At 64.3% G+C, this 21268-nt stretch carries 20 protein-coding genes; 10 read left to right on the top strand and 10 right to left on the bottom strand.

Annotated elements, in window-relative coordinates; translation table 11 throughout:
• Positions 1-8: 8 nt before the first annotated feature.
• Positions 9-1217: an MFS transporter gene (locus ACYVKM_RS12410; protein ID WP_460877922.1), complete on the bottom strand. Its 1209-nt coding sequence runs from the start codon at positions 1215-1217 to the stop codon at positions 9-11.
• Between the two features lie 101 nt (positions 1218-1318).
• Here ACYVKM_RS12410 and ACYVKM_RS12405 point away from each other — a divergent pair, with 101 nt between their 5' ends.
• Positions 1319-2272, top strand: coding sequence for a LysR family transcriptional regulator (locus ACYVKM_RS12405; protein ID WP_460877921.1), 954 nt, complete (start codon positions 1319-1321; stop codon positions 2270-2272).
• A 21-nt stretch (positions 2273-2293) separates the two neighbouring features.
• On the opposite strand, the gene ppa is transcribed toward ACYVKM_RS12405, so the two are convergent.
• From ppa to ACYVKM_RS12375, 6 genes are all read right to left on the bottom strand, one after another.
• Positions 2294-2830 (bottom strand): inorganic diphosphatase, encoded by a 537-nt coding sequence (gene ppa / locus ACYVKM_RS12400; protein ID WP_460877920.1) that lies wholly within the window; start codon positions 2828-2830, stop codon positions 2294-2296.
• A 94-nt stretch (positions 2831-2924) separates the two neighbouring features.
• Positions 2925-3779 carry a 2OG-Fe(II) oxygenase gene (locus ACYVKM_RS12395; protein WP_460877919.1) on the bottom strand — a complete coding sequence of 285 codons (855 nt, stop codon included), beginning with the start codon at positions 3777-3779 and terminating at the stop codon, positions 2925-2927.
• Between the two features lie 127 nt (positions 3780-3906).
• Entirely contained in the window at positions 3907-5985 is a 2079-nt protein-coding gene (locus ACYVKM_RS12390; protein WP_460878147.1) for a prolyl oligopeptidase family serine peptidase, read from the bottom strand.
• Between the two features lie 218 nt (positions 5986-6203).
• Entirely contained in the window at positions 6204-8270 is a 2067-nt protein-coding gene (locus tag ACYVKM_RS12385) for a sodium-translocating pyrophosphatase (RefSeq protein WP_460877918.1), read from the bottom strand.
• Positions 8271-8443: 173 nt separating this feature from the next.
• Positions 8444-8797, bottom strand: coding sequence for an RcnB family protein (locus ACYVKM_RS12380; RefSeq protein WP_460877917.1), 354 nt, complete (start codon positions 8795-8797; stop codon positions 8444-8446).
• A gap of 155 nt (positions 8798-8952) precedes the next feature.
• Positions 8953-10230, bottom strand: a complete 1278-nt coding sequence (locus ACYVKM_RS12375; RefSeq protein WP_460877916.1) for a 6-phosphofructokinase — start codon at positions 10228-10230, stop codon at positions 8953-8955.
• A gap of 191 nt (positions 10231-10421) precedes the next feature.
• On the opposite strand from ACYVKM_RS12375, the gene ACYVKM_RS12370 reads away from it, so the two are divergent.
• The 8 genes from ACYVKM_RS12370 (at position 10422) to ACYVKM_RS12335 (ending at position 18080) form a co-directional block, all read left to right on the top strand.
• Positions 10422-11006 (top strand): adenylate kinase, encoded by a 585-nt coding sequence (locus ACYVKM_RS12370; RefSeq protein ID WP_460877915.1) that lies wholly within the window; start codon positions 10422-10424, stop codon positions 11004-11006.
• Between the two features lie 54 nt (positions 11007-11060).
• Entirely contained in the window at positions 11061-12419 is a 1359-nt protein-coding gene (mpl, locus tag ACYVKM_RS12365) for a UDP-N-acetylmuramate:L-alanyl-gamma-D-glutamyl-meso-diaminopimelate ligase (protein ID WP_460877914.1), read from the top strand.
• Positions 12420-12466: 47 nt separating this feature from the next.
• Positions 12467-13069 (top strand): LON peptidase substrate-binding domain-containing protein, encoded by a 603-nt coding sequence (locus ACYVKM_RS12360; protein WP_460877913.1) that lies wholly within the window; start codon positions 12467-12469, stop codon positions 13067-13069.
• Between the two features lie 60 nt (positions 13070-13129).
• A complete protein-coding gene (locus ACYVKM_RS12355) occupies positions 13130-13948 on the top strand; it encodes an SDR family oxidoreductase (protein WP_460877912.1) in 819 nt (272 codons plus the stop codon).
• A gap of 268 nt (positions 13949-14216) precedes the next feature.
• Positions 14217-15629: a sigma-54 dependent transcriptional regulator gene (locus ACYVKM_RS12350; RefSeq protein WP_460877911.1), complete on the top strand. Its 1413-nt coding sequence runs from the start codon at positions 14217-14219 to the stop codon at positions 15627-15629.
• Positions 15630-15908: 279 nt separating this feature from the next.
• Positions 15909-17144 carry an acetylornithine/succinylornithine family transaminase gene (locus ACYVKM_RS12345; RefSeq protein WP_460877910.1) on the top strand — a complete coding sequence of 412 codons (1236 nt, stop codon included), beginning with the start codon at positions 15909-15911 and terminating at the stop codon, positions 17142-17144.
• Positions 17141-17572: an HIT family protein gene (locus ACYVKM_RS12340; protein WP_460877909.1), complete on the top strand. Its 432-nt coding sequence runs from the start codon at positions 17141-17143 to the stop codon at positions 17570-17572. The genes ACYVKM_RS12345 and ACYVKM_RS12340 overlap by 4 nt, the downstream gene beginning before the upstream one ends.
• A gap of 88 nt (positions 17573-17660) precedes the next feature.
• Positions 17661-18080, top strand: a complete 420-nt coding sequence (locus tag ACYVKM_RS12335) for a VOC family protein (RefSeq protein WP_460877908.1) — start codon at positions 17661-17663, stop codon at positions 18078-18080.
• On the opposite strand, the gene hemL is transcribed toward ACYVKM_RS12335, so the two are convergent.
• A complete protein-coding gene (gene hemL, locus ACYVKM_RS12330; protein WP_460877907.1) occupies positions 18081-19361 on the bottom strand; it encodes a glutamate-1-semialdehyde 2,1-aminomutase in 1281 nt (426 codons plus the stop codon).
• 10 nt (positions 19362-19371) lie between these two features.
• Positions 19372-20001 (bottom strand): thiamine phosphate synthase, encoded by a 630-nt coding sequence (thiE, locus tag ACYVKM_RS12325; RefSeq protein WP_460877906.1) that lies wholly within the window; start codon positions 19999-20001, stop codon positions 19372-19374.
• Between the two features lie 109 nt (positions 20002-20110).
• Between thiE and ACYVKM_RS12320 the strand changes: the two genes are divergently transcribed.
• Positions 20111-20308 (top strand): rubredoxin, encoded by a 198-nt coding sequence (locus tag ACYVKM_RS12320; RefSeq protein ID WP_460877905.1) that lies wholly within the window; start codon positions 20111-20113, stop codon positions 20306-20308.
• A 219-nt stretch (positions 20309-20527) separates the two neighbouring features.
• Here the strand turns inward: ACYVKM_RS12320 and ACYVKM_RS12315 are convergent, their stop codons facing one another.
• On the bottom strand, positions 20528-20971 hold the full coding sequence (locus tag ACYVKM_RS12315) for a DUF192 domain-containing protein (protein WP_460878146.1): 444 nt from the start codon (positions 20969-20971) through the stop codon (positions 20528-20530).
• Between the last annotated feature and the right edge of the window lie 297 nt (positions 20972-21268).

Here is a 21268-nt window from a genome sequence, read left to right as displayed (position 1 = left end):
GGCGTTAGTTATGCCTGCGGACAGGCCGCTGCCAGCAGTGGCTGGCGTGCGCGTTCGAGACGCAGGCCGCACAGCGCGACCACCAGGCCGGACGCGGTCACCAGCGCAGCGACCCAGGTCACCGCGCCGAGGCCGGGGCCGTGCTCGATCACCACACCGCCGAGCCACGCGCCCAATGCGTTGCCGAGATTGAAGGCGCCGATGTTTAGGCTGGACGCCAGGCTTTGCGCGCCTTCGGCCTTTTGCAGCACCCATAGCTGCAGCGGCGGCACGGTGGCGAACGCGGCCACGCCGAGCAGGCCGGTGAAGATCACGGTCAGCATCTGGCTGTGCAGGACAAAACCCATTACGCCCAGCACCACCGCCAGTGTCGCCAGTGTCAGCAGCAGGGCCGGCATCAGTCGGCGATCGGCGAGACGGCCGCCGAGCAGGTTGCCGGCGATCATGCCGACGCCAAACACCAGCAGGATCGGCGACACCGCGCTTTCGCCGAAGCCGCTGACCTGGGTGAGAATCGGTTGGATATAGGTGTACACGGTGAACACGCCGGCGAAGCCCAGCACGGTCATCAGCAGGCCCAGCAGCACCGGCGGGCGGGCGATCGCTTTCAGTTCCTCGCGCACGGCAATCGGCGTGACATCGCCATGACCGGCCGGCACCAGGGTGGCGATCACGAGTGTGGCGATCACGCCGATCGCGCTCACCGCCCAGAACGTGGCACGCCAGCCGAAATGCAGACCCAGCCAGGCGCCAGCCGGCACGCCGAGCAGGGTCGCCACGGTGAGTCCGGTGAACATGATCGAGATCGCCGAAGCCCTGCGGTCGGCAGGAACCAGGCCGGTGGCCACCACCGCACCGACACCGAAGAAGGTGCCGTGCGCCAGTGAGGTGATCACCCGCGCCAGCATCAGCAGCGGGTAATTCGGCGCCAGCGCACAGGCGAGGTTGCCCAGGGTGAAGATCGCCATCAGCGCCACCAGCACCGCCTTGCGCGGCATCCGGCTGGTCGCCACGGTGAGTAGCGGCGCGCCGACGAACACGCCCAGCGCATAGCCGGAGATCAGCAGGCCGGCGGCGGCGATGCTGACGTGCAGGTCGGCGGCGACCTGCAGCAACAGGCCCATGATCACGAATTCGGTGGTGCCGATGCCGAACGCGCCGACCGTCAATGCGTAAAGCGCCAGCGGCGTGCGTGGTTTGGTGGCGGGGATGGCCATGACGAGGTATCCGGAATATTGCGATGCAACAGACTAGGCCGTGACATCCTTCTGAAAAACCGGCAGCATGACTAATCATTTTCAATAAATAATTGATAATCATGGATCGCGTCGGCGACCTCAGCCTGTTTCTGCGCGTACTCGACCTGGGTTCGATCAGTGCGGCCGCACGCAGCATGGATCTGTCGGTGGCGGTGGCCAGCCAGCGCCTGAAGCGACTGGAGCGCGACCTCGGCGTGCGCCTGCTGCATCGGACCACGCGTCAGCTGCATGCCACGCCGGAAGGCATTGCACTGGCTGCGCAAGGGCGCGTGCTGGTGGAGGATCTGGAAGCATTGACCAGTGGCCTGCGCCGCGAGGCCACCGACGTGGCCGGTACCTTGCGGGTCACCTTGCCGGCCTCATTCGGCCGCCAATACGTGTCACCGTTGCTGCCGGAGTTCCTCGCCCTGTACCCGCGGGTGAAGCTGAGCGTGAACCTCAACGACCAGTTGCTTGATCTGGTCGGCTCCGGTTTTGATCTGGGCATCCGCGTGGGCGCGCTGGACGATTCCGGCCTGGTCGCGCGCAAACTGGCCACCAATCGTCGCGTGCTGTGCGCCTCGCCGGCCTATCTGCAGCAGCATGGCCATCCGCGAACGCCAGCCGATCTGGCGGCGCACGATTGTCTGCTGCTGGTCGGCAGTCAGGGTCGGCAGGATGTATGGCGTTTCGGCGACGGCAAGGGCGGTGAGATCGCACAGCGGGTGGGTGGCCGCTTCGAGAGCAATCTCGGCGAATTGCTGCGCGATGCCGTGGTGGCCGGGCTCGGCATCGCCGTGCACTCGATCTGGCATGTGCACGAGGAATTGCGCGCAGGTCAGTTGCAGGTGGTGCTGCCGGATTATCCGATCGCCGCCACCGGCATCCATGCAGTGATGCCGCAGCGCCGGCTGGTGCCGCCGCGGGTACGTGCGTTCGTCGATTTCCTGGCCGAGCGGCTGGGCGATGACCCGCCGTGGGAGCGCGCGATGCGGCCTGCACACGCAGAAACGGCGCGCCACCCGCGGGGGTGACGCGCCGTCGATCGTTCGATCTTACTTGTGGCTAGCCTTGTAGCGGGCAATGCCGGCGGTGATCTCGGCCTTCGCCTCGTCGGCGCCGACCCAGCCTTCCACCTTCACCCACTTGCCCTTCTCCAGATCCTTGTAGTGCTCGAAGAAGTGGCCGATGCGCTCCAGCCAGTGCGGGGAAACGCCCTTCATGTCGTTGATGTGCGCGTAGCCCGGAAAGACCTTGGGTGACGGGATCACGATCAGCTTCTCGTCGCTGCCGGCCTCGTCGGTCATCTTCAGCATGCCGACCGGATGGCAGCGGATCACCGAACCGGGGATCAGCGACAGCGGCAGGATCACCAGCGCGTCCAGCGGATCGCCGTCGCCGCCCAACGTGCCCGGCACGTAGCCGTAGTTGCACGGATAGCGCATCGGGGTGGACAGGATGCGGTCGACAAAGATCGCGCCGCTTTCCTTCTCCACCTCGTACTTGACCGGCTCGGCATCCTTAGGGATTTCGATGACGACATTGATTTCATTCGGCACGTCGCGGCCGGCGGAGACAAGATGCAGACCCATGGGATGTCCTTGCACTGATAGGAAAGTTGGCCCGCAAGGATACGCCAAACGCTGCTGCGTCGCAGCAATGACCGATATCAACCCCGGCTAAGACTCATGCCTGTCGCTGGTTCCGGTACGGCCGCTCCCGCAACCATTTGGTGGCGATCCACTTCTCGCCGCGCAGCACCGGCAGGCCGGCATGCAGCGAGCTGCGGTCGCCGCCTTCGTAGGCGAAGTAAACGGCTGAACCGCGCCGTGCAGTGACGGTCAGGCCGATCTCGGGGAAGGCGGTGCCCCCGCCTTGCTCGGGCGTGTTCAGATACATCACCACGCTGGCGATGCGCTGGCCGCCGATCGCCGTCACTGCACCATAGCCGGCCTGATCCGGATCGAACCAGTCGTAATGCGGCTCGTATTCCTGGCCGGGCAGGTAGTGCAGGATCTGCAGCCCTTCGCCGTGATTCACCGGCACACCGAGCAGGCTGGCCAGGCGCTGTTCGATCCGGCCGATCAGGGGCAGTTCGTTCAACGTGAAGAACATGCCTTCGCTGGTACGCCGATGATCGACCTGCTGTCGGCCTTCGGTGTCGACGGTGAGCGCGCGTTGCAGTCGTGGCTGCGCCAGTTCGATCAGTCCGGTGCATTCCTGATCGGTGAGGATGCCTTCCAGCACGCGCAGCGCCGGTGCTTCCACGCTGAGCGAGACCTGGATGGCGTGACCGTCAATGCTGACCTCGGGTGCCTCGGGATGTTTCGTGCGCAGGCCCTGTGGCGGGATTTTGTCGGTGCTGGCATGCAGGGCGGCCAGCGGCAGCTTGAGCACTTCGGCGACGATGCTGCGGCTCTGCCGCGGATCGTAGCCGTTCTCCTTCATCAGCCGCAGCACGTCCGGCACGCCATGACCGGCGCGGGTCGTGGCAAGAATCCATTCGCGCAGTTCGGGGCTGATCGTGATTCGTGAATGCATGACGGTGCGGGTGGTTCGGTGAGCCCGAAGGTTACTTCACACGCGGGTTTCGGCGAAATCCGGTCGACCAGATAAAGCAAGCCGGCAAAAGCCGGCTCGCGTGGACGGCATGAGCGTGCGAGTCGACTTATTTCAGCTGATCCCACAGGAAGTCGTAGGCCAGCGCATGCATCAGTGCCGCCTGCTTGTTGTCGGCACCGGCGCCGTGGCCGCCTTCGAGGTTCTCGTAGGACCACACGTCCGGAATGCCCATCGCCTGCATCTTCGCGGCCATCTTGCGCGCCTGCACCGGACCGACGCGGTCATCGCTGGTGGTGGTGTAGAACAGCACCGGCGGGTAGTGCGCGTCCTTGCGCAGGTTCTGGTATGGCGAGAACGTCTTGATGAAATTCCAGTCCGCGGTATCCGGATTGCCGTACTCGGCCATCCACGAGGCACCGGCGGACAGGTGGGTATAGCGCTTCATGTCCAGCAGCGGCACTTCGCAGGCGATTGCGCCGAACAGTTGCGGATACATCGTCAGCATGTTGCCCATCAGCAGGCCGCCGTTGCTTCCGCCCTCGGCACCGAGATGTTTTGCGGACGTCACGCCACGCTTGACCAGATCCTCGGCGACGGCGGCAAAGTCCTCGTAGGCACGCGGACGGTTTGCCTTCAATGCGGCCTGATGCCATTGCGGGCCGTATTCGCCGCCGCCGCGGATGTTGGCGACTACATACACGCCGCCGCGATCCAGCCACGCACGGCCGATGCTGCCGCTGTAGTGCGGCTGCAGCGAGACTTCGAAGCCGCCGTAGCCGTACAGCAAGGTGCGGTTGCTGCCATCCAGCTTCACGTCTTTCGGGGCGATCTCGAAGTACGGCACGCGGGTGCCGTCCTTCGAGTTGACGAAGTGCTGGCTGACCTCGAATTTCGACGCGTCGAAGAACGCCGGTTCCTGCTTGATCGTTTCGGCCGGCACGCTGCCGAGCACGCCGCGTTCGAGTGACGACGGGGTGAGGAAGCCGGTGACGCCGAGCCAGTATTCGTCGCTGTGATCGGGATCGGTGTCGACCACGCTGATCGTGCTCATCGCCGGGGCGCCGGGCATCGCCTCGCGCTTCCAGTCGCCCGAACCTTGCGGCGTCAGCACTTCGAGGCGGCTCTTGACGTCGTCCAGCACGTCAAGAATCAGGTGATGCTGCGTCCAGGCGTAGGTGTCCAGCGAGGTATGCGCATCCGGCTTGAACAGCATCGTGAATTCGCGCTTGCCGGCCATGAAGTCGTCGAACTTCGTCGCCAGCAGGGCACCGGACGGCCAGGTGGTTCCACCGACCGTCCACGGCGAGCGTGTCTGCACCAGCAGCCATTCGCGATGGGCGTCGGCGCTGGCATCGGTCGGCACATCGACGCGGATCAGCTTGTCGCCGACGCGCTGGTACAGCTCGCTGTGGAAGAAGTCCTTGGCGACCGACACGAAGTCGCGCTCGTAACCCGGCGTGCGGTCGTGCGACGCGCCGATGGCGAGGTCGGTGGGCTTGCCGGCGTAGACCGTGGTGGCTGCCGTCAGCGGCGTGCCGCGCTTCCATTGCTTGACGATGCGCGGGTAGCTCGATTCGGTCATCGTGCCGGGGCCGAAATCGGTGCCGACGTAGATCGTGTCGTCGTCGATCCAGCTGGCCTCGGTCTTCGCCACCGGCAGCTCGAAGCCGCCCTTGACGAAGGATTTGCCGGGGATGTCGAATTCGCGCACGGTCACCGCGTCACCGCCGTCCGGCGACAGCGAGATCAGGCAGCGTTCGTACTTCGGTTTCAGGCATTGCACGCCCTTGAACACCCAGCGCTTGTCCTCGGCCTTGTTCAAGGCGTCGACGTCCAGCAGCAGCTCCCATTTCGGCTCGGCCTTGCGGTATTCGGCCAGCGCGGCGCGTCGCCAGATGCCGCGCGGGTGCGCCTTGTCGCGCCAGAAGTTGTAGAGGTATTCCCCCATCCGTTCGACGTCGGGAATCCGTGCGTCCGAATCGAGCACCTCGAGAATGCCGTCGCGGGTTTTGGTGAACTCGGCGTTGTCGACGAACTGCTTCGTCGTCACCGCGTTCTGCTGCTTCACCCAGTCCATCGAGCGGCTGCCGCGAATGTCTTCCAGCCACAGGTAGGGATCGTCGGCGACCTTCGTGTCCGTGGGCGCCTTGGCGGGTTTCTCATTCTGGGCGTGGCTGTTGCTCATGCCCGTCAGTGTGACGCCGAGTGCCAGCATCAGCCAGACCGATTTCATCGTGTGCCCCTCGTGTGCGAATGAAGACGACGGACATGATCCGCCGTGGATCGAGCGTAACCGTACGAACATGCACCCGCCTGTGACTAAAGTCAGGGCAGCCCGATCAGCATCGCCATGAAACGAAAATCCCGCCGAAGCGGGATTTTCGCTGCAAGGGAATGCGTGGCTTACAGCAGCGGAATCAGCAGCAGTGCCACGATGTTGATGATCTTGATCAGCGGGTTCACCGCCGGGCCGGCGGTGTCCTTGTACGGATCGCCGACAGTGTCGCCGGTGACCGCAGCCTTGTGCGCTTCCGAACCCTTGCCGCCGTGATGGCCGTCCTCGATGTACTTCTTGGCGTTGTCCCACGCACCACCGCCAGTGGTCATCGAGATCGCCACGAACAGGCCGGTGACGATGGTGCCGATCAGCACGCCGCCAAGCGCCTGCGCGCCGGCCGAGGACGAACCGGCGAGCCACTTGAAGCCGAACGCGACCACCACCGGCACCAGCACCGGCAACAGCGAGGGCACGATCATTTCCTTGATGGCGGACTTGGTCAGCATGTCCACCGCCTTGTCGTATTGCGGCTTGCCGGTGCCCTCCATGATGCCGGGGATGTCGCGGAACTGGCGGCGCACTTCCTCGACCACCGCGCCTGCCGCGCGGCCGACCGCTTCCATCGCCATCGCGCCGAACAGATACGGGATCAGGCCGCCGATCAGCAGGCCGATGATCACGTAGTGGTTGGAGAGATCGAACGTGGTCGCCGCGCCGAAATGCGTTTCCAGGTTATGCGTGTAATCGGCGAACAGCACCAGTGCGGCCAGTGCGGCCGAACCGATCGCGTAGCCCTTGGTCACCGCCTTGGTGGTGTTGCCGACCGCGTCGAGCGGATCGGTCACGCCGCGCACTTCCGGCGGCAGGTCGGACATCTCGGCGATGCCGCCGGCGTTGTCGGTGATCGGGCCGTAGGCGTCGAGCGCCACGATCATGCCCGCCATCGACAGCATGGCGGTGGCGGCGATCGCGATGCCGTACAGGCCACCGAGTGCATACGCGCCCCAGATCGCCGCGCAGATCACGATCACCGGCAACGCGGTGGACTTCATCGAGACGCCCAGGCCCGCGATGATGTTGGTGCCATGGCCGGTGGTCGATGCGGCGGCGATGTGCTGCACCGGACCGTACTGCGTACCGGTGTAGAACTCGGTGATCCACACGATCAGGCCGGTCAGCACCAGGCCGATCAGCGAGCAGTGGAACAGCGCGTGGTTGGAAATCACCAGGCCGTCGCCTGTGATCAGTCCGTCCGGCAGTAGGTTGCCGGTGACGAACCAGAACGCGATCGCCGAAAGCACCGCAGAGACGATCACGCCCTTGTACAGCGCGCCCATGATCGAGCCGCCCTGTTTCACCTTGACGAAGAAGGTCGCGATGATCGAGGCAATGATCGATACGGCACCAAGCACCAGCGGGTACAGCACCGCGTTGAGGTTGTTGGCGAAGGTCAGGCCGGCCAGCAGCATCGTGGCGATCACGGTGACCGCATAGGTTTCGAACAGGTCGGCTGCCATGCCGGCGCAGTCGCCGACGTTGTCGCCGACGTTGTCGGCGATCACCGCCGGGTTGCGCGGGTCGTCTTCCGGAATGCCGGCCTCGACCTTGCCGACCAGGTCGGCGCCGACGTCGGCACCCTTGGTGAAGATGCCGCCACCGAGACGGGCGAAGATCGAGATCAGCGAGCTGCCGAAGGCCAGTCCGACCAGTGCATGCAGGGCAGGCTCGCCGCTGATGCCCATGTGGTTGAGTGCCAGCCAGTAACCGGTGACACCGAGGAGGGCCAGTCCGACCACCAGCATGCCGGTGATCGCGCCGCCACGGAATGCCACGTCCATCGCCGGTCCCAGGCCGCGCCGTGCAGCTTCGGCGGTGCGCACGTTGGCGCGCACGGATACATTCATGCCGATGTAGCCGGCAGCGCCGGAAAGAATCGCGCCGAACAGAAAGCCGATCGCCGTCGGCCAGTTGAGAAAGAAGCCGATCAGCAGCAGCAGCACCACACCGACCACCCCGATGGTGGTGTATTGGCGGTTGAGGTAAGCGCGTGCGCCTTCCTGGATGGCTGCCGCAATCTCCTGCATCCGATCGTTGCCCGGCGATTGCGCCAGGATCCAGCGCGCGGAAATCGCGCCATACAAAATCGCCACTACCGCACACGCCAGAACGATCCAGCCATACTGCTGCAACATCTGAGCCTCCCCATGGGTTGTAAGCGGCCGTCCGGAACGGGCGGTCCCGGGGAGTATAGGCAGACGTTGCTGCGCAGGCTGTTGTGCGGCGCAGCGCGCAGGGACGCCGTCATTTTGAAATGAAAAAGGCCATGCGCATGGCATGGCCTCGGATCATGCGTGTCGATGCTGGATCAATGCAGCGCGACGTCCAGGATGATGCCGGTGGCGACCGCGACCAGCAGGAAGTCGTTGTTCGCGCGCACCCAGTGGTAACCGCGCGGTGGCTGACGCAGGCGGTAATGGCCGTAGTTGCGCACGACATAGGTCGGGCCGTTGTAGCGATGGCCGCGTTGCCAGTGTGGGCGGCCGTAGTGGCGAGGGCCGCCATCGTGATGGCCGTAGCGACGATGGTCGTCGTGGCCGCGGTTGTGTCCGTGGCTGTCACGATCATGGCGGCCATGGTCGTCGCGATCGGGGGCGGCCAGCGCCAGGCTGCCGGTGGCGAGCAGGGCGGTGGCAATGATCAGGCGGCTGATGAGTTTCATCATGGTCTCCTCCACGAAGGTCGTGGCCGCAACGGCGCGGCGATCGACTAGGGTTGGAGGAATCGTAAAAACATGCGGCTGAACGGAAGGCAGCTGGCCCACCCTGGCTTCAGGTCGGACTCAGCTGACTGGGATGTATCGCACGGATTTGCGCTTCAGCGCTGAAAGGGTTGCAGCTTCTTCGCCACCGCGGTGTTCTTCAGCTGCACATAGCGCGGCAGGCCATCCTTGCCGTAGGGCAGCGGTGCCTCGCCCTGGATCAGCGGGGCCAGATAACGGCGTGCAGCGGCGGTGATGCCGAATCCGTCGCGACTGATGAAGTTCTTCGGCATCTTCTTCTCGCGATTGGCGATCTTCGCCAGCGGCGCCGGCTCGATCTTCCAGCGATAGGGTGCGTCGCTGCTGCGCACGACCACCGGCATCACCGCATTCAGGCCGGCCAGTGCGTACCCGACCGCGGCCTTGCCGACCGCATAGGCCTGTTCGGCATCGACCTTCGACGCGGCATGCCGCGCGGAGCGCTGCAGGTAATCGGGCAGCGCCCAGTGATATTTGTAGCCGAGCTTCTCCTTCACCAGCGCCGCCAGTACCGGCGCCACGCCGCCGAGTTGCGCATGACCAAACGCATCGCGTGTACCGGCTTCGGCGAGGAACTGCCCGGCCGAGTTGCGCACGCCTTCGGAGGCCACTACGGTGCACCAGCCCACGCGCTCGACGGTGGCTTTCACCTTGGCGAGGAAGGCGGTTTCGTCGAACACGTTTTCGGGGAACAGGATGATGTGCGGCGGCGCATCCGCACCTTCGCCGGCGAGTCCGGCGGCGGCGGCGATCCAGCCCGCGTGGCGCCCCATCACTTCGAGGATGAACACCTTGGTCGAGGTCTCGGCCATCGAGGCGACGTCGAGGCTCGCTTCCAGCGTGGAAATCGCGGTGTATTTCGCCACCGAGCCGAAGCCGGGGCAGCAGTCGGTGACGGCGAGGTCGTTGTCCACCGTCTTCGGCACGCCGATGCAGCGGATGTCGTAGTTCATGGCCTTGCCCAGCTGCGAGATCTTCAGCGCGGTGTCGGCCGAGTCGTTGCCGCCGTTGTAGAGAAACCAGCGGATGTCATGGGCCCGGAACACGTCGATCAGCCGCGCGTATTCGGCGCGGTTGTCCTCCAGCGATTTCAGCTTGTAGCGGCAGGAGCCGAACGCGCCGCCGGGGGTATGGCGCAATGCTCCGATCGCCGCGGCCGATTCCTTCGAGGTGTCGATCAGCTCTTCGCGCAACGCACCGAGGATGCCGTTGCGGGCGGCGTACACCTTCACGCCCTTGACGCGCGCGGCCTCGATCACGCCGGCGGCCGTGGCGTTGATGACTGCAGTGACGCCACCGGACTGGGCGTAGAGCAGGTTGCCGGCAATGGTAGACGGGGGGGGCTTCGGGCTCATTGGAATCCTCGATCGAGTGACGGTACGGGGAAGATGGTCAATGACAAACTTTTGCGACAACAAGCATTTGGCTGCCGAAGGTGGTGTCTTCCGTTTGACGGCACCGGGTGCAGCGGCTAATTTGACAGCCAATTCTGGGAATCTGGCGGGCTGCTGCAGTGTGCAGCAGCCCGCCAAACTTGTGGAGCATTATGCGACTGGTCCTACTTGGTGCGCCCGGCTCGGGCAAAGGTACGCAGGCTGCCCGGCTGAAAGCGGAATTGGGCGTGCCGCATATCTCCACCGGCGACATGCTGCGTGCCGCGGTGGCGGCGGGCACCGCGATGGGTCTCAAGGCCAAGACGGTGATGGATGCGGGCCAACTGGTCTCCGACGACATCCTGCTCGGCATGCTGGAAGAGCGCCTGTCGCAAGACGATGCCAGGGCCGGCTTCATCCTCGACGGCTATCCGCGCAATCTGGCCCAGGCCGATGCGCTGGACCACCTGTTGGCCAGGCTCGACCAGCCGCTGGATGCGGTGGTGAAGCTGGACGTGCCAAACGAGGCGATCATCAGCCGCTGCGAGATCCGCTTCAAGGCCGAAGGCCGCGCCGACGACAACCCGGACACGGTGCGCAAGCGTCTGGCGATCTATGCCGAGCAGACCGCGCCGGTAGCCGACTTCTACGCCCGACGTGGCAAGCTGCAGGTGGTCGACGGTGTCGGCGAACTGGCCGACGTCACGGCGCGGGTCAAGCGTGCACTCCAGCAAGAATCGGCCGCCGCGAACGGCTGAGTCCATGCCTCTCCCTTTTCGGTAGGGAGAGGCTTTAACGGAATCCCTTCCAGCATGCGTATGCATATCCTCGGCATCTGCGGCACCTTCATGGGCGGTGTCGCCGCGCTGGCGCGCGAGCTGGGCCATACGGTCGAAGGCTCCGACGCCAACGTCTACCCGCCGATGAGCACGCAACTGGAAGCGCTTGGCATCGAATTGATGAGCGGCTACGCGGCCGCGCATCTTCAGCCTTCGCCGGATCTGGTTGTGGTCGGCAATGCGATGACCCGCGGCAATCCTGCCGTCGAGTACATGCTCGATGCGCAACTGCGTTACATCTCCGGTCCGCAATGGCTGGGCGAGACCCTGCTGGCCGGGCGCGAGGTGCTGGCGGTGGCCGGCACCCACGGCAAGACCACCACCACCAGCCTGCTGGCGCATCTGCTCGAGCAGGCCGGACTCGCGCCGGGTTTCCTGGTCGGCGGCGTGCCGGGCAATTTCGGTGTGTCGGCGCGGCTGGGGCAGGGCAAGCCGTTCGTGATCGAGGCGGACGAGTACGACACCGCGTTCTTCGACAAGCGCTCGAAGTTCGTCCACTACCGGCCGCGCATCACCATCCTCAACAACCTCGAATACGACCACGCGGACATTTTCCCCGACGTGGCGGCGATCCAGCGCCAGTTCCATCACCTGGTACGCACGGTGCCGGGCAATGGCCGCCTGATCGTGAATGCAACGGATGCGCGTCTGGCCGACGTGCTGGCGATGGGCTGCTGGACGCCGGTGGAAACCTTCGGCATCGGTTGTGGCGACTGGCAGGCCACGCTGATCGAGGCGGATGGTTCGGTGTTTGCCGTGCAGCATCATGGCGAGCTGATCGGCGAGGTGCGCTGGTTGCTGCTCGGCAACCACAGCGTGATGAATGCATTGGCCGCGCTGGCGGCTGCTACTGCCGCCGGTGCCGATCCGCGTGCCCTGTTGCCCGCGTTCGCCACGTTCGAAAGCGTCAAGCGACGGATGGAACTGGTCGGCGAGGTGAATGGCGTGCGTGTCTACGACGATTTCGCCCATCACCCCACCGCGATCGCCACCACGCTGGCCGGACTGCGGGCCAAGGTCGGCACGGCACGCATCCTGGTGGCACTGGAGCCACGCTCCAACTCGATGCGCCAGGGCGCGCACGCCGAGGCGCTGGCACCGTCGCTGGCGGATGCCGACAGCGTGGTGTTCCTGCATCGCCCGGAGTTGCCGTGGGATGCCGGTCATGTTACCGCGGCACTTGGTGGTCGCGGCAGCACCGCACCGACGGTGGATGCGTTGATCGAAGCGCTGCATGCGCAGGCACGACCGGGCGACCAGGTGATCTTCATGTCCAACGGCGGCTTCGAAGCGGCGCCGCGGCGTTTCGTCGAGCGTTTGCTACAGGCTTGACGGGCGCGATCGCTGACCGGACGCGTGGCACTGGCTACACTCGCCCCATGGCTGCTCAGTCGCCGCTCATCGAGATGCCCTTGTTTCCGCTGGCCTCCGTACTGTTTCCCGGTGGTCAGCTACAGTTGCGCATCTTCGAGCCACGTTATCTCGATCTCGTGCGCGAATGCACGCGTCTTGGCACCGGTTTCGGCGTGTGTTTGATCCTGGAAGGGCGTGAGACCGGTGCGCCGGCGATCCCGGCAGCGATCGGCACGATTGCGCGGATCAGTGATTTTCATCGTGGTGAGGACGGCCTGCTCGGCATCGTTGCCGTGGGTGATTCGCGTTTTCGGGTCGCGCGTACCCGGGTGCGTGCCGATGGCTTGCTGCGCGGCGATGTGGAGGTCTGGCCCGCCGAGCCGGAGTTGCCGGTGCCGGTGGAGTTTGCGTTGTTGCAGAGCATTCTCGAACGGCTGATCGAAACCATGGCACCGCATTGGCGACACGCTCCGCGTAGTGCATATGACGACGCCAGCTGGCTGGGCTTGCGCCTGGCCGAGCTGCTGCCGCTGGATGCGCACGAGCAGCAGCACATGCTCGAATTGAACGATCCGATCCTGCGGCTGGAGGAGTTGCGGGACATCCTGCCGCGCTTCCAGAAGCCGTGAACCGGCGGCGGTTAAACTGCCACGGTTCCGAACCGATATTTTCCGATGGAGTCGACGCGCATGAGCCACTTGGGCGGCAAGACCTTGTTCATCACCGGTGCCTCGCGTGGTATCGGGCTTGCGATCGCGCTGCGCGCTGCCCGCGATGGCGCGAATGTGGTGATCGCAGCCAAGAGCGGCGTGCCGAATCCGAAACTGCCAGGCACCATTCACACCGCCGCGGCAGCCGTCGAGGCCGCCGGTGGCAGGGCGTTGGCGCTGCAGGTCGATATCCGCGAAGAGGAACAGGTGCGTGCTGCGGCTGCACGGGCGGCGGAACACTTCGGCGGTATCGACATCGTGGTCAACAACGCCAGCGCGATCTGGCTGGCCGGCACCGCCGATACGCCGATGAAGCGCTACGACCTGATGCACCAGGTCAATACCCGCGGCACCTTCCTGGTCACCCAGAGCTGCCTGCCGTATCTGAAGCAGGCAGCGAATCCACATGTGCTGATGCTGTCGCCGCCGCCGAACCTCGATCCGAAATGGTTCGCGCCGCACACCGCCTACACTATCGCCAAGTACGGCATGAGTCTGTGCGTACTCGGCATGAGCGCGGAGTTCGCCCCGCTGGGCATCGCGGTGAATGCACTGTGGCCGCGCACGGTGATCGCCACTGCAGCGATTGGCATGATCGATGGCGTGAAACCCGAGCATTGCCGCAAACCCGAGATCGTCGCCGACGCCGCGCATGCCATCCTGACTCGCCCGGCGTGCGATTACACCGGCCACTTCGCGATCGACGAGGATGTCCTGGGCGACCTTGGAGTCCGCAATTTCGATATCTACGCGATGCAGTCAGGGGCGCCGCTGATGCCGGATCTGTTTCTGGACTGAGGGCCGTGAATGACAGGACTTCTGACAGGCAATGGCCTGTCAACTGTCAATTCTTGCATAAGCCATACATCGTATGGAGTGGCCATACCGGCTGAAAAATGTGCCCATTTGTCATGCACTTGCTGTTCAGACGGAGTATATAGCTCGCAAATGAACCACCTTCGCAGCGGTTCCTGATGGTCGTTGTGCAGTTTCCGGGAGGCGACGGCTGTCCTGGTGTTTCATCCGAGTTGCAGTCTGTGACCCTGGAAGGGCTAAGGGGTACCCCATGACTAGCATAGAAGCGCCCAGGCGCTGTGTCGTCTGGTTCGGTCATTCAGGAGATGAGGAGCGCGCGCATCTGGCCCAGGCGGGCTGGCATACGCGGGTGGCCGATGCCCGGCTGCAGGATGGTATCGGCATGCGGCGCGGCGATATTGTGGTGGCGATGGCCGATCTGCGCCGGTGCAGTGCGGATACGGCGCGGTCGATCGGACAGGTGATGGCCAGGCATCCGTGGCTGCCCTGGCTTGCGCTGGTTTCCCCGGAGACGGCCGTACACACGGCGGAGGTGGAGCGCATTCTGCGGGCCAGCGTCGAGTCCTTTACGGCGCCGGTTGACATGCAGTGTCTGATCGACACGCTGATGAAGTTTGTCGTCCTTCCGTCGCCGGCGATGGAAGCGGACATTCCCGGTGTCATCAATGCGCATAGCCCGGCGATGCGCGCGGTCGTGGTCAGTCTGCAAAAATTCGCATGGGTGGATCTGCCTGTGCTGATCACCGGCGAGACGGGCACCGGCAAGGAAGTGTTGGCCCGCGCGCTGCACAGATTGTCGGCACGCCGTGAACGGCCATTCGTGGCAATCAATTGCGGAGCGTTGCCGCAGAATCTGGTGCAGTCCGAATTGTTTGGCCATGAGCGCGGGGCCTTCACCGGAGCCAATGCGCGGCGCATCGGTCATTTCGAAGTGGCTACCGGGGGGGTGGTTTTTCTCGATGAGGTCGGTGATCTGCCGCTGGATGCACAGACCAGTCTGCTGCGCCTGCTGCAGGAGGGCACGCTGGAGCGGGTTGGCTCCAGTCAGCTGATCAAGCTGGACGTGCGTGTGCTGGCCGCGACGCATGTGGATCTGGAAAAGGCGGTGGCACAAGGTTCCTTCCGCGAGGACCTGTATTACCGGCTCAACGTGCTGCGTTTGCGTGTTCCGGCATTGCGCGAACGCAAGGACGATATCGAAGCGCTCGCCCAGTATTTTCTCGAAATGTTCCACGACCAGCATGGTGGTCGTGTCCGTGCATTCAGCAGTGACGCGCGACAGGCGCTGCGTGGATTTGCATGGCCGGGCAATGTACGCGAGCTGATCAATCGCGTGCAGCGTGCGGCGGTAATGACCGAGAGTGCGCTGATCAGCGCAGCCGATCTGGATCTGCAGGATGTGCCGCCGGCTGGGGATCGCACCAGTCTCGGGCTGTCGCGTGTGGCGGCCGAGCGCAAGGCCGTGGTGACCTGCCTGCATGAAAGTCATTTCAACATCAGCGAATGCGCGCGACGCCTCAAGGTGTCACGAGTGACCGTCTACCGCTTGTGCAAGAAGCACAGGGTGGCGCTGGGCGAATTGCGTGGAAACGGAAAATTCGTGAAGCAGCTGGCGACCGGGGGCGTGAACAATCATCCATCGCCAGTGGCCCAGAACATATAGGGTCCTGAGGCCCAACGTGTCATTCGGTACGTCCTGCACCAGGCCATGCCCTGCATCGTCACCAGAGTCGCATGCAGCGGTGAGTGCATGGGCACCGCATGTTTGTTGAAGGTAAGTACCGCGCCAGCGCCGCAATGACCGGAATCATCCGATGTCACGCCTGGCTGGCGTCGCGATCCGCAGATGGCTGGTGCTGCGGGATTTCGCTAGGCTAGGATGCGCAGCCCCCTTCCCCACTATTAGACGACATCGCCCGGGCGGCGATGCTCGGAGTACGCCATGCATACGCACGTCCCGTCCACATCCACCCTGATTGATCTCGGCAAGCGCTACTGGCTGCCGGTGTATCGACCGCGCGAGGTGGTACTGGACCACGGCAAGGGTGCGCGGGTGTGGGATACGCAGGGCCGTGATTACGTCGACTTCGGCGCCGGCATCGCAGTGAATGCGCTCGGTCATCAGGATCCGGATCTGCTCGCTGCGTTGACCGCACAGGCGCACAAGCTGTGGCATAGCAGCAACGTGTTCTATACCGAGCCCCCGCTGAGGCTCGCCGAGGAACTGGTCAACGCCGCGGAGTTTGCCGAGCGAGTATTCCTCTGCAATTCCGGCGCCGAGGCAAACGAGGCGGCGATCAAGCTGGTGCGCAAGTGGGCCACATCGAAAGGTCGCGCGCCGGAGCAGCGGGTGATCGTCACGTTTCGCGGCTCGTTTCATGGCCGCACGCTGGCCACGGTCACCGCCACGGCACAGCCGAAATACCAGGAAGGTTACGAACCGTTGCCGGCTGGTTTTCGCTATCTGGATTTCAACGATGCCGCGGCGCTGGAGGCGGCATTTGCGCAAGGCGACATCGCCGCGGTGATGCTGGAGCCGGTGCAGGGCGAGGGCGGTGTGCTGCCGGCAACGCCCGAATTCCTCAGGCGCGTGCGCGAGCTGTGCGACGCGCACGACGCCTTGCTGGTGCTGGACGAGATCCAGTGCGGCATGGGTCGCACCGGCACCTTGTTCGCGCATGAGCCCGACGGCGTCGTGCCGGACATCGTGACGCTGGCCAAGGCACTCGGCTGTGGCTTCCCGATTGGCGCACTGCTGGCCGGCCCTAAGGTGGCCGAGGTGATGCAGTATGGCGCGCACGGCACCACCTTCGGTGGCAATCCGATGGGCGCTGCGGTGGCGCGCGTCGCGCTGGCCAAGCTCGCGTCACCCGCCGTACTGATGAATGTGGAGCACCAGGCAAACGGCCTGCGCGCCGGACTGGCGCGCATCAATCAAGAGCTGAACCTGTTCGCCGAGGTACGCGGGCGCGGCCTGATGATCGGTGCGGTGCTGGCCGAAGCGTACAAGGGTAGGGCAGGCGAGATCCTCGATCATGCCGCCGGACACGGCTTGCTGCTGTTGCAGGCTGGCCCGGATGTGCTGCGCTTCGTGCCACCACTGACGATTACCGACGAGGAGCTGGCCGAGGGTCTGGATCGTCTGGGCCATGCCCTGACGGCATTTGCCCAAGCATGACGGTGGACTGCTGCCCATTTTGCGCGATCGTTGCCGGTACGCAACGGGTCAGCGTGATCCTGGACGATGGTGCGGTACTCGCCTTCATGGATCTGCGCCAAGCTGTGTCAGGACATGTGCTGGTGGTTCCGCGCCGGCATGTGCCCGACATTTACGCGCTTGCTGCCGATGAGGCGGCAAGCGTGATGCAGGCTGCAGTGCGGGTGGCACAGGCACTGCGGGCCGAATTTGGCCCGCCCGGACTGAGCCTGTGGCAATCCAATGGCGAGGCTGGCGGACAGGAAGTGCTTCATTTCCACCTGCACGTACATCCACGCTGGCCGGGCGACGGCCTGCTGCAAGTCTATCCCGACGGATTACCGGCCATCAGTGAGCCTGTGCGTCTGGATGCACTTGCCCGATCTCTGCGTGCGCGCCTCGACGCCTGAAGCACGGCCCTGCCCGGTCACGGCAGTGATGACACGACCGTCCTATCATGTGCAGTCTCCGCGAATCACTTTATCGGATGGTTGCCACATGAAATATCTGCACAGCATGGTACGCGTGCGCGATCTCGACGCCTCGCTGCGGTTCTACTGCGAAGGTCTCGGTTTGCGCGAAGTGCGCCGCAAGGAAGTCCCTGAAGGCAAGTACACGCTGGTGTTCCTGTCCGCTCCGGAAAGTCCCGAGGCGGAAATCGAGCTGACGCACAACTGGGGCTCGCAGGAAGACTACGGCTCCGCACGCAACTTCGGCCATCTCGCGTTTCGAGTGGGCGACATCTACGCCACTTGCGCGCGGCTGCAGGCGATGGGTTGCACCATCCATCGCCCGCCGCGTGACGGTCACATGGCTTTCGTACGCTCGCCCGACCTGATTTCGATCGAGTTGCTGCAGAACGGCCACTTGCCGCCACAGGAGCCGTGGGCGTCCATGCCCAATACCGGCCAGTGGTGATCAGCCCTTCGCTTCGCGCAGTGCTCCGCGTGCAGCCTCCAGCGTATCGGCAATGTCCTGGTCGCTGTGCGCGCTGGACATGAAGCCGGCTTCGAATGCGGAAGGCGCGAGATACACGCCACGCTTCAGCATGCCGTGGAAGAAGCGGTTGAACAGCGCGGTATCTGCCGCCGTGGCCTGCGCGTAGGTCGCCACTTTTTCGGCAATGAAGAACAACCCGAACATGCCGCCCACGCGGTTGCTGCTGAATGCGACACCTTCGCCGTCGGCCACGGACTGAAAGCCGTCGGTCAGCAGGCGCGTGCGCGCGGCAAGCTTTTCGTGGAAGCCGGGTGCCTGGATCAGCTCCAGCATGGCCAGGCCGGCCGCCATTGCCACCGGATTGCCGCTCAGCGTGCCGGCCTGGTAGATCGGGCCGGCCGGTGCGATCTGTTCCATCAGGTCGCGTCGGCCACCGTAGGCACCTACCGGCATGCCGCCGCCGATAATCTTGCCGAACGTGGTCAGGTCGGGCGTCACGCCGTAATACGCCTGCGCGCCACCGAGTGCGACGCGGAAGCCGGTCATCACTTCGTCGAAAATCAGCAGGGTGCCATGTTGCGTGCACAGCTCACGCAACGCCTGCAGGTAGCCGTCCTTCGGCGGGATACAGTTCATGTTGCCGGCGACCGGTTCGATGATCAGGCCGGCGATCTCGTTGCCGTGCTCCGAGAACAGCGCTTTGGCGGAATCCAGGTCGTTGTAGGGCAGGGTGAGCGTGAGATCGGCATTTGCCTTCGGTACGCCTGGTGAGGTCGGCACGCCGAACGTCAGCGCACCGGAACCGGCCTTCACCAGGAAGCTGTCGCCGTGGCCGTGGTAACAGCCCTCGAACTTCACGATCTTCGCGCGGCCGGTAGCGCCGCGTGCCAGGCGGATTGCCGACATCGTCGCCTCGGTGCCGGAGTTGACCATGCGCGCCATCTCGATCGACGGGATCAGGCGCGTGATCGTCTCGGCCATGGTCACCTCGGCCGCGCAGGGCGTGCCGAATGACAGGCCGTTTTTCGCGGCACGTTCGACCGCCTCGCGCACTACCGGGTGGTTGTGACCGACGATCATTGGGCCCCATGAGCCGACGTAGTCGATGTAGCGCGTGCCTTCCACGTCCCACAGATAAGCGCCGTCGGCGCGGGCTGTGAAGAAGGGTTCGCCGCCGACGGACTTGAACGCGCGCACCGGCGAGTTCACGCCGCCGGGCATCAGTTTCTGCGCGCGCTGGAAGAGTTCGTGGTTGGTCATCGTCGGATTCTCAATCGGAGGGGTAAAGGTGGGCGAAGTGTTGCGCGGCGGCATGCACATCGGCAGCGCCAAACACGGCGGAGATCACGGCAAGATATTCCGCACCTGCTTCCACCAGGGAAACGGCATTGTCCGGCGTGATGCCGCCGATCGCCACCCGCGGCACGCCGAGCGCGGCGCTGTGCCTCAGCAGATCCAGTGGGGCGTGGGGTGCCAGCGGCTTGGTCGGCGAGGGGAAAAACGCACCGAAGGCGATATAGCCTGCGCCTGCACGCGCTGCCGCCTGCGCGCGCGCCAGCGAGTCGTAGCATGAGACGCCGATGATCGCGTCTTCGCCCAGCAGGGCACGTGCGGCGCCGATGTCCCCGTCGTCCTTGCCCAGATGCGCACCGTCCGCCGCCACGGCATGCGCCAGGGCGACATCATCGTTGATGATCAGCGGTACCGCGTGGATGGTGCACAGTTGCCTGAGTGCAGTAGCCTCGGCATGGCGTCGTGCTGCGTCGGCACTTTTGTCGCGGTACTGCAGAAGGCGTGCGCCACCGGCCAGCGCCTGCGCAACGACATCCAGCAGGTCCGGACGCGGTCCATCGGTAATGACATACAGGCCGTGGCCTGGCAGTGGTGCGGCATGCTTCAAGTGCTTGTCTCATGTGTGTGGAGAGGCGCCCGGTGATGTCGCCATACTTTCGCATTGCCGGACGAGTTGCGAGAATGCGACATTCAACCTTGAGCAAAGAAGTTCGATCATGAGCCAGAGTTCCACCGAAGCCGTAGCCTTGCGCAAATGGATGTGTGTCGTTTGCGGTTATATCTATGACGAAGCTGTGGGTGTGCCCGACGAAGGCATCGCTGCCGGGACGCGCTGGGAAGATGTGCCTGATACCTGGACCTGCCCGGACTGCGGTACCACCAAGGACGACTTCGAGATGATCGAGATCGACTGAGGTCCCGGTTCTGCCCGCAAATGGCCCGATCGTGTCAGCGTATTGACCGGGCCACCTGTTCTGATGTTCCTGCGTGATCAGTTCGCGCATCACACCCAGGAACATCCTCATGCAGCAGTTCATTCCGTTCGAAGACGACTGGGACGCTCTGGAAAGCCTGCGTCCCGAAGCGCTCATTCCCTATCGCGTCGGCCTGCTGGATCTGCCGCAAGCGTCTGCTCAACGCACTGTTCCTACGTCGCCCGCGATCTTCAACTCATCAGCCACTCTTGCCCCGATGCGTGCCGCCGTTCCGGCCGAGAGTTCCAGCACGTAACGGGCAGGTCCACTGCTCGGATATATGGGACACGGGTCGGCTTTGCACGGGGCGGTATTCAACTGCATCGAGACCAGCCGGCGATCGGCGTCGAAATACAGGATATCGAGCGGGATCAGCGTGCTCTTCATCCAGAACCCCCGCGGCGCCGTATCGGGAAACACGAACAGCATGCCGTGATCGGCAGGAAGCGTGGTGCGCATCATCAGTCCGTGCTCGCGACTGGCATCGTTTGTAGCCAGTTCGACTGAAAAATGCTGCCCGTGCAGCTCCACGGCGAGTGATGCATGGCTCGCGGAAACCGAGTTGGTGCAGCCGGCCAGCAGGAACAGCATGGGTACGAGCATGGACTTCATCGTGGGTGCTCATCATCAGGTGGTGGAAGTGTAGCGTTGCCGCCGCGCACACTTTTCATGACAGAAAAGTGCTCGTGCCTCTTCCCAGATCCACGTCGCGGCGCTATGATTCGACCCCCTTCGACGAGATGCCCTTTCGCGAAGGTCTCCGCAACAACCGACGACGAAAAATTTCTTCATCACGGGTGTTGACGGTCTTCAAAAGCGATGTAGAATGGGCGGCTCACCCAGGACGAAACGTCCCGGGCGTCACCGAGCAATCGGCGACGAGCGAGAAGATCTTTGACA

Source organism: Rhodanobacter koreensis (assembly GCF_054782855.1).
The sequence above is the reverse complement of the archived record's forward strand: the minus strand, read 5'-3'. Positions and strand labels throughout refer to the sequence as shown.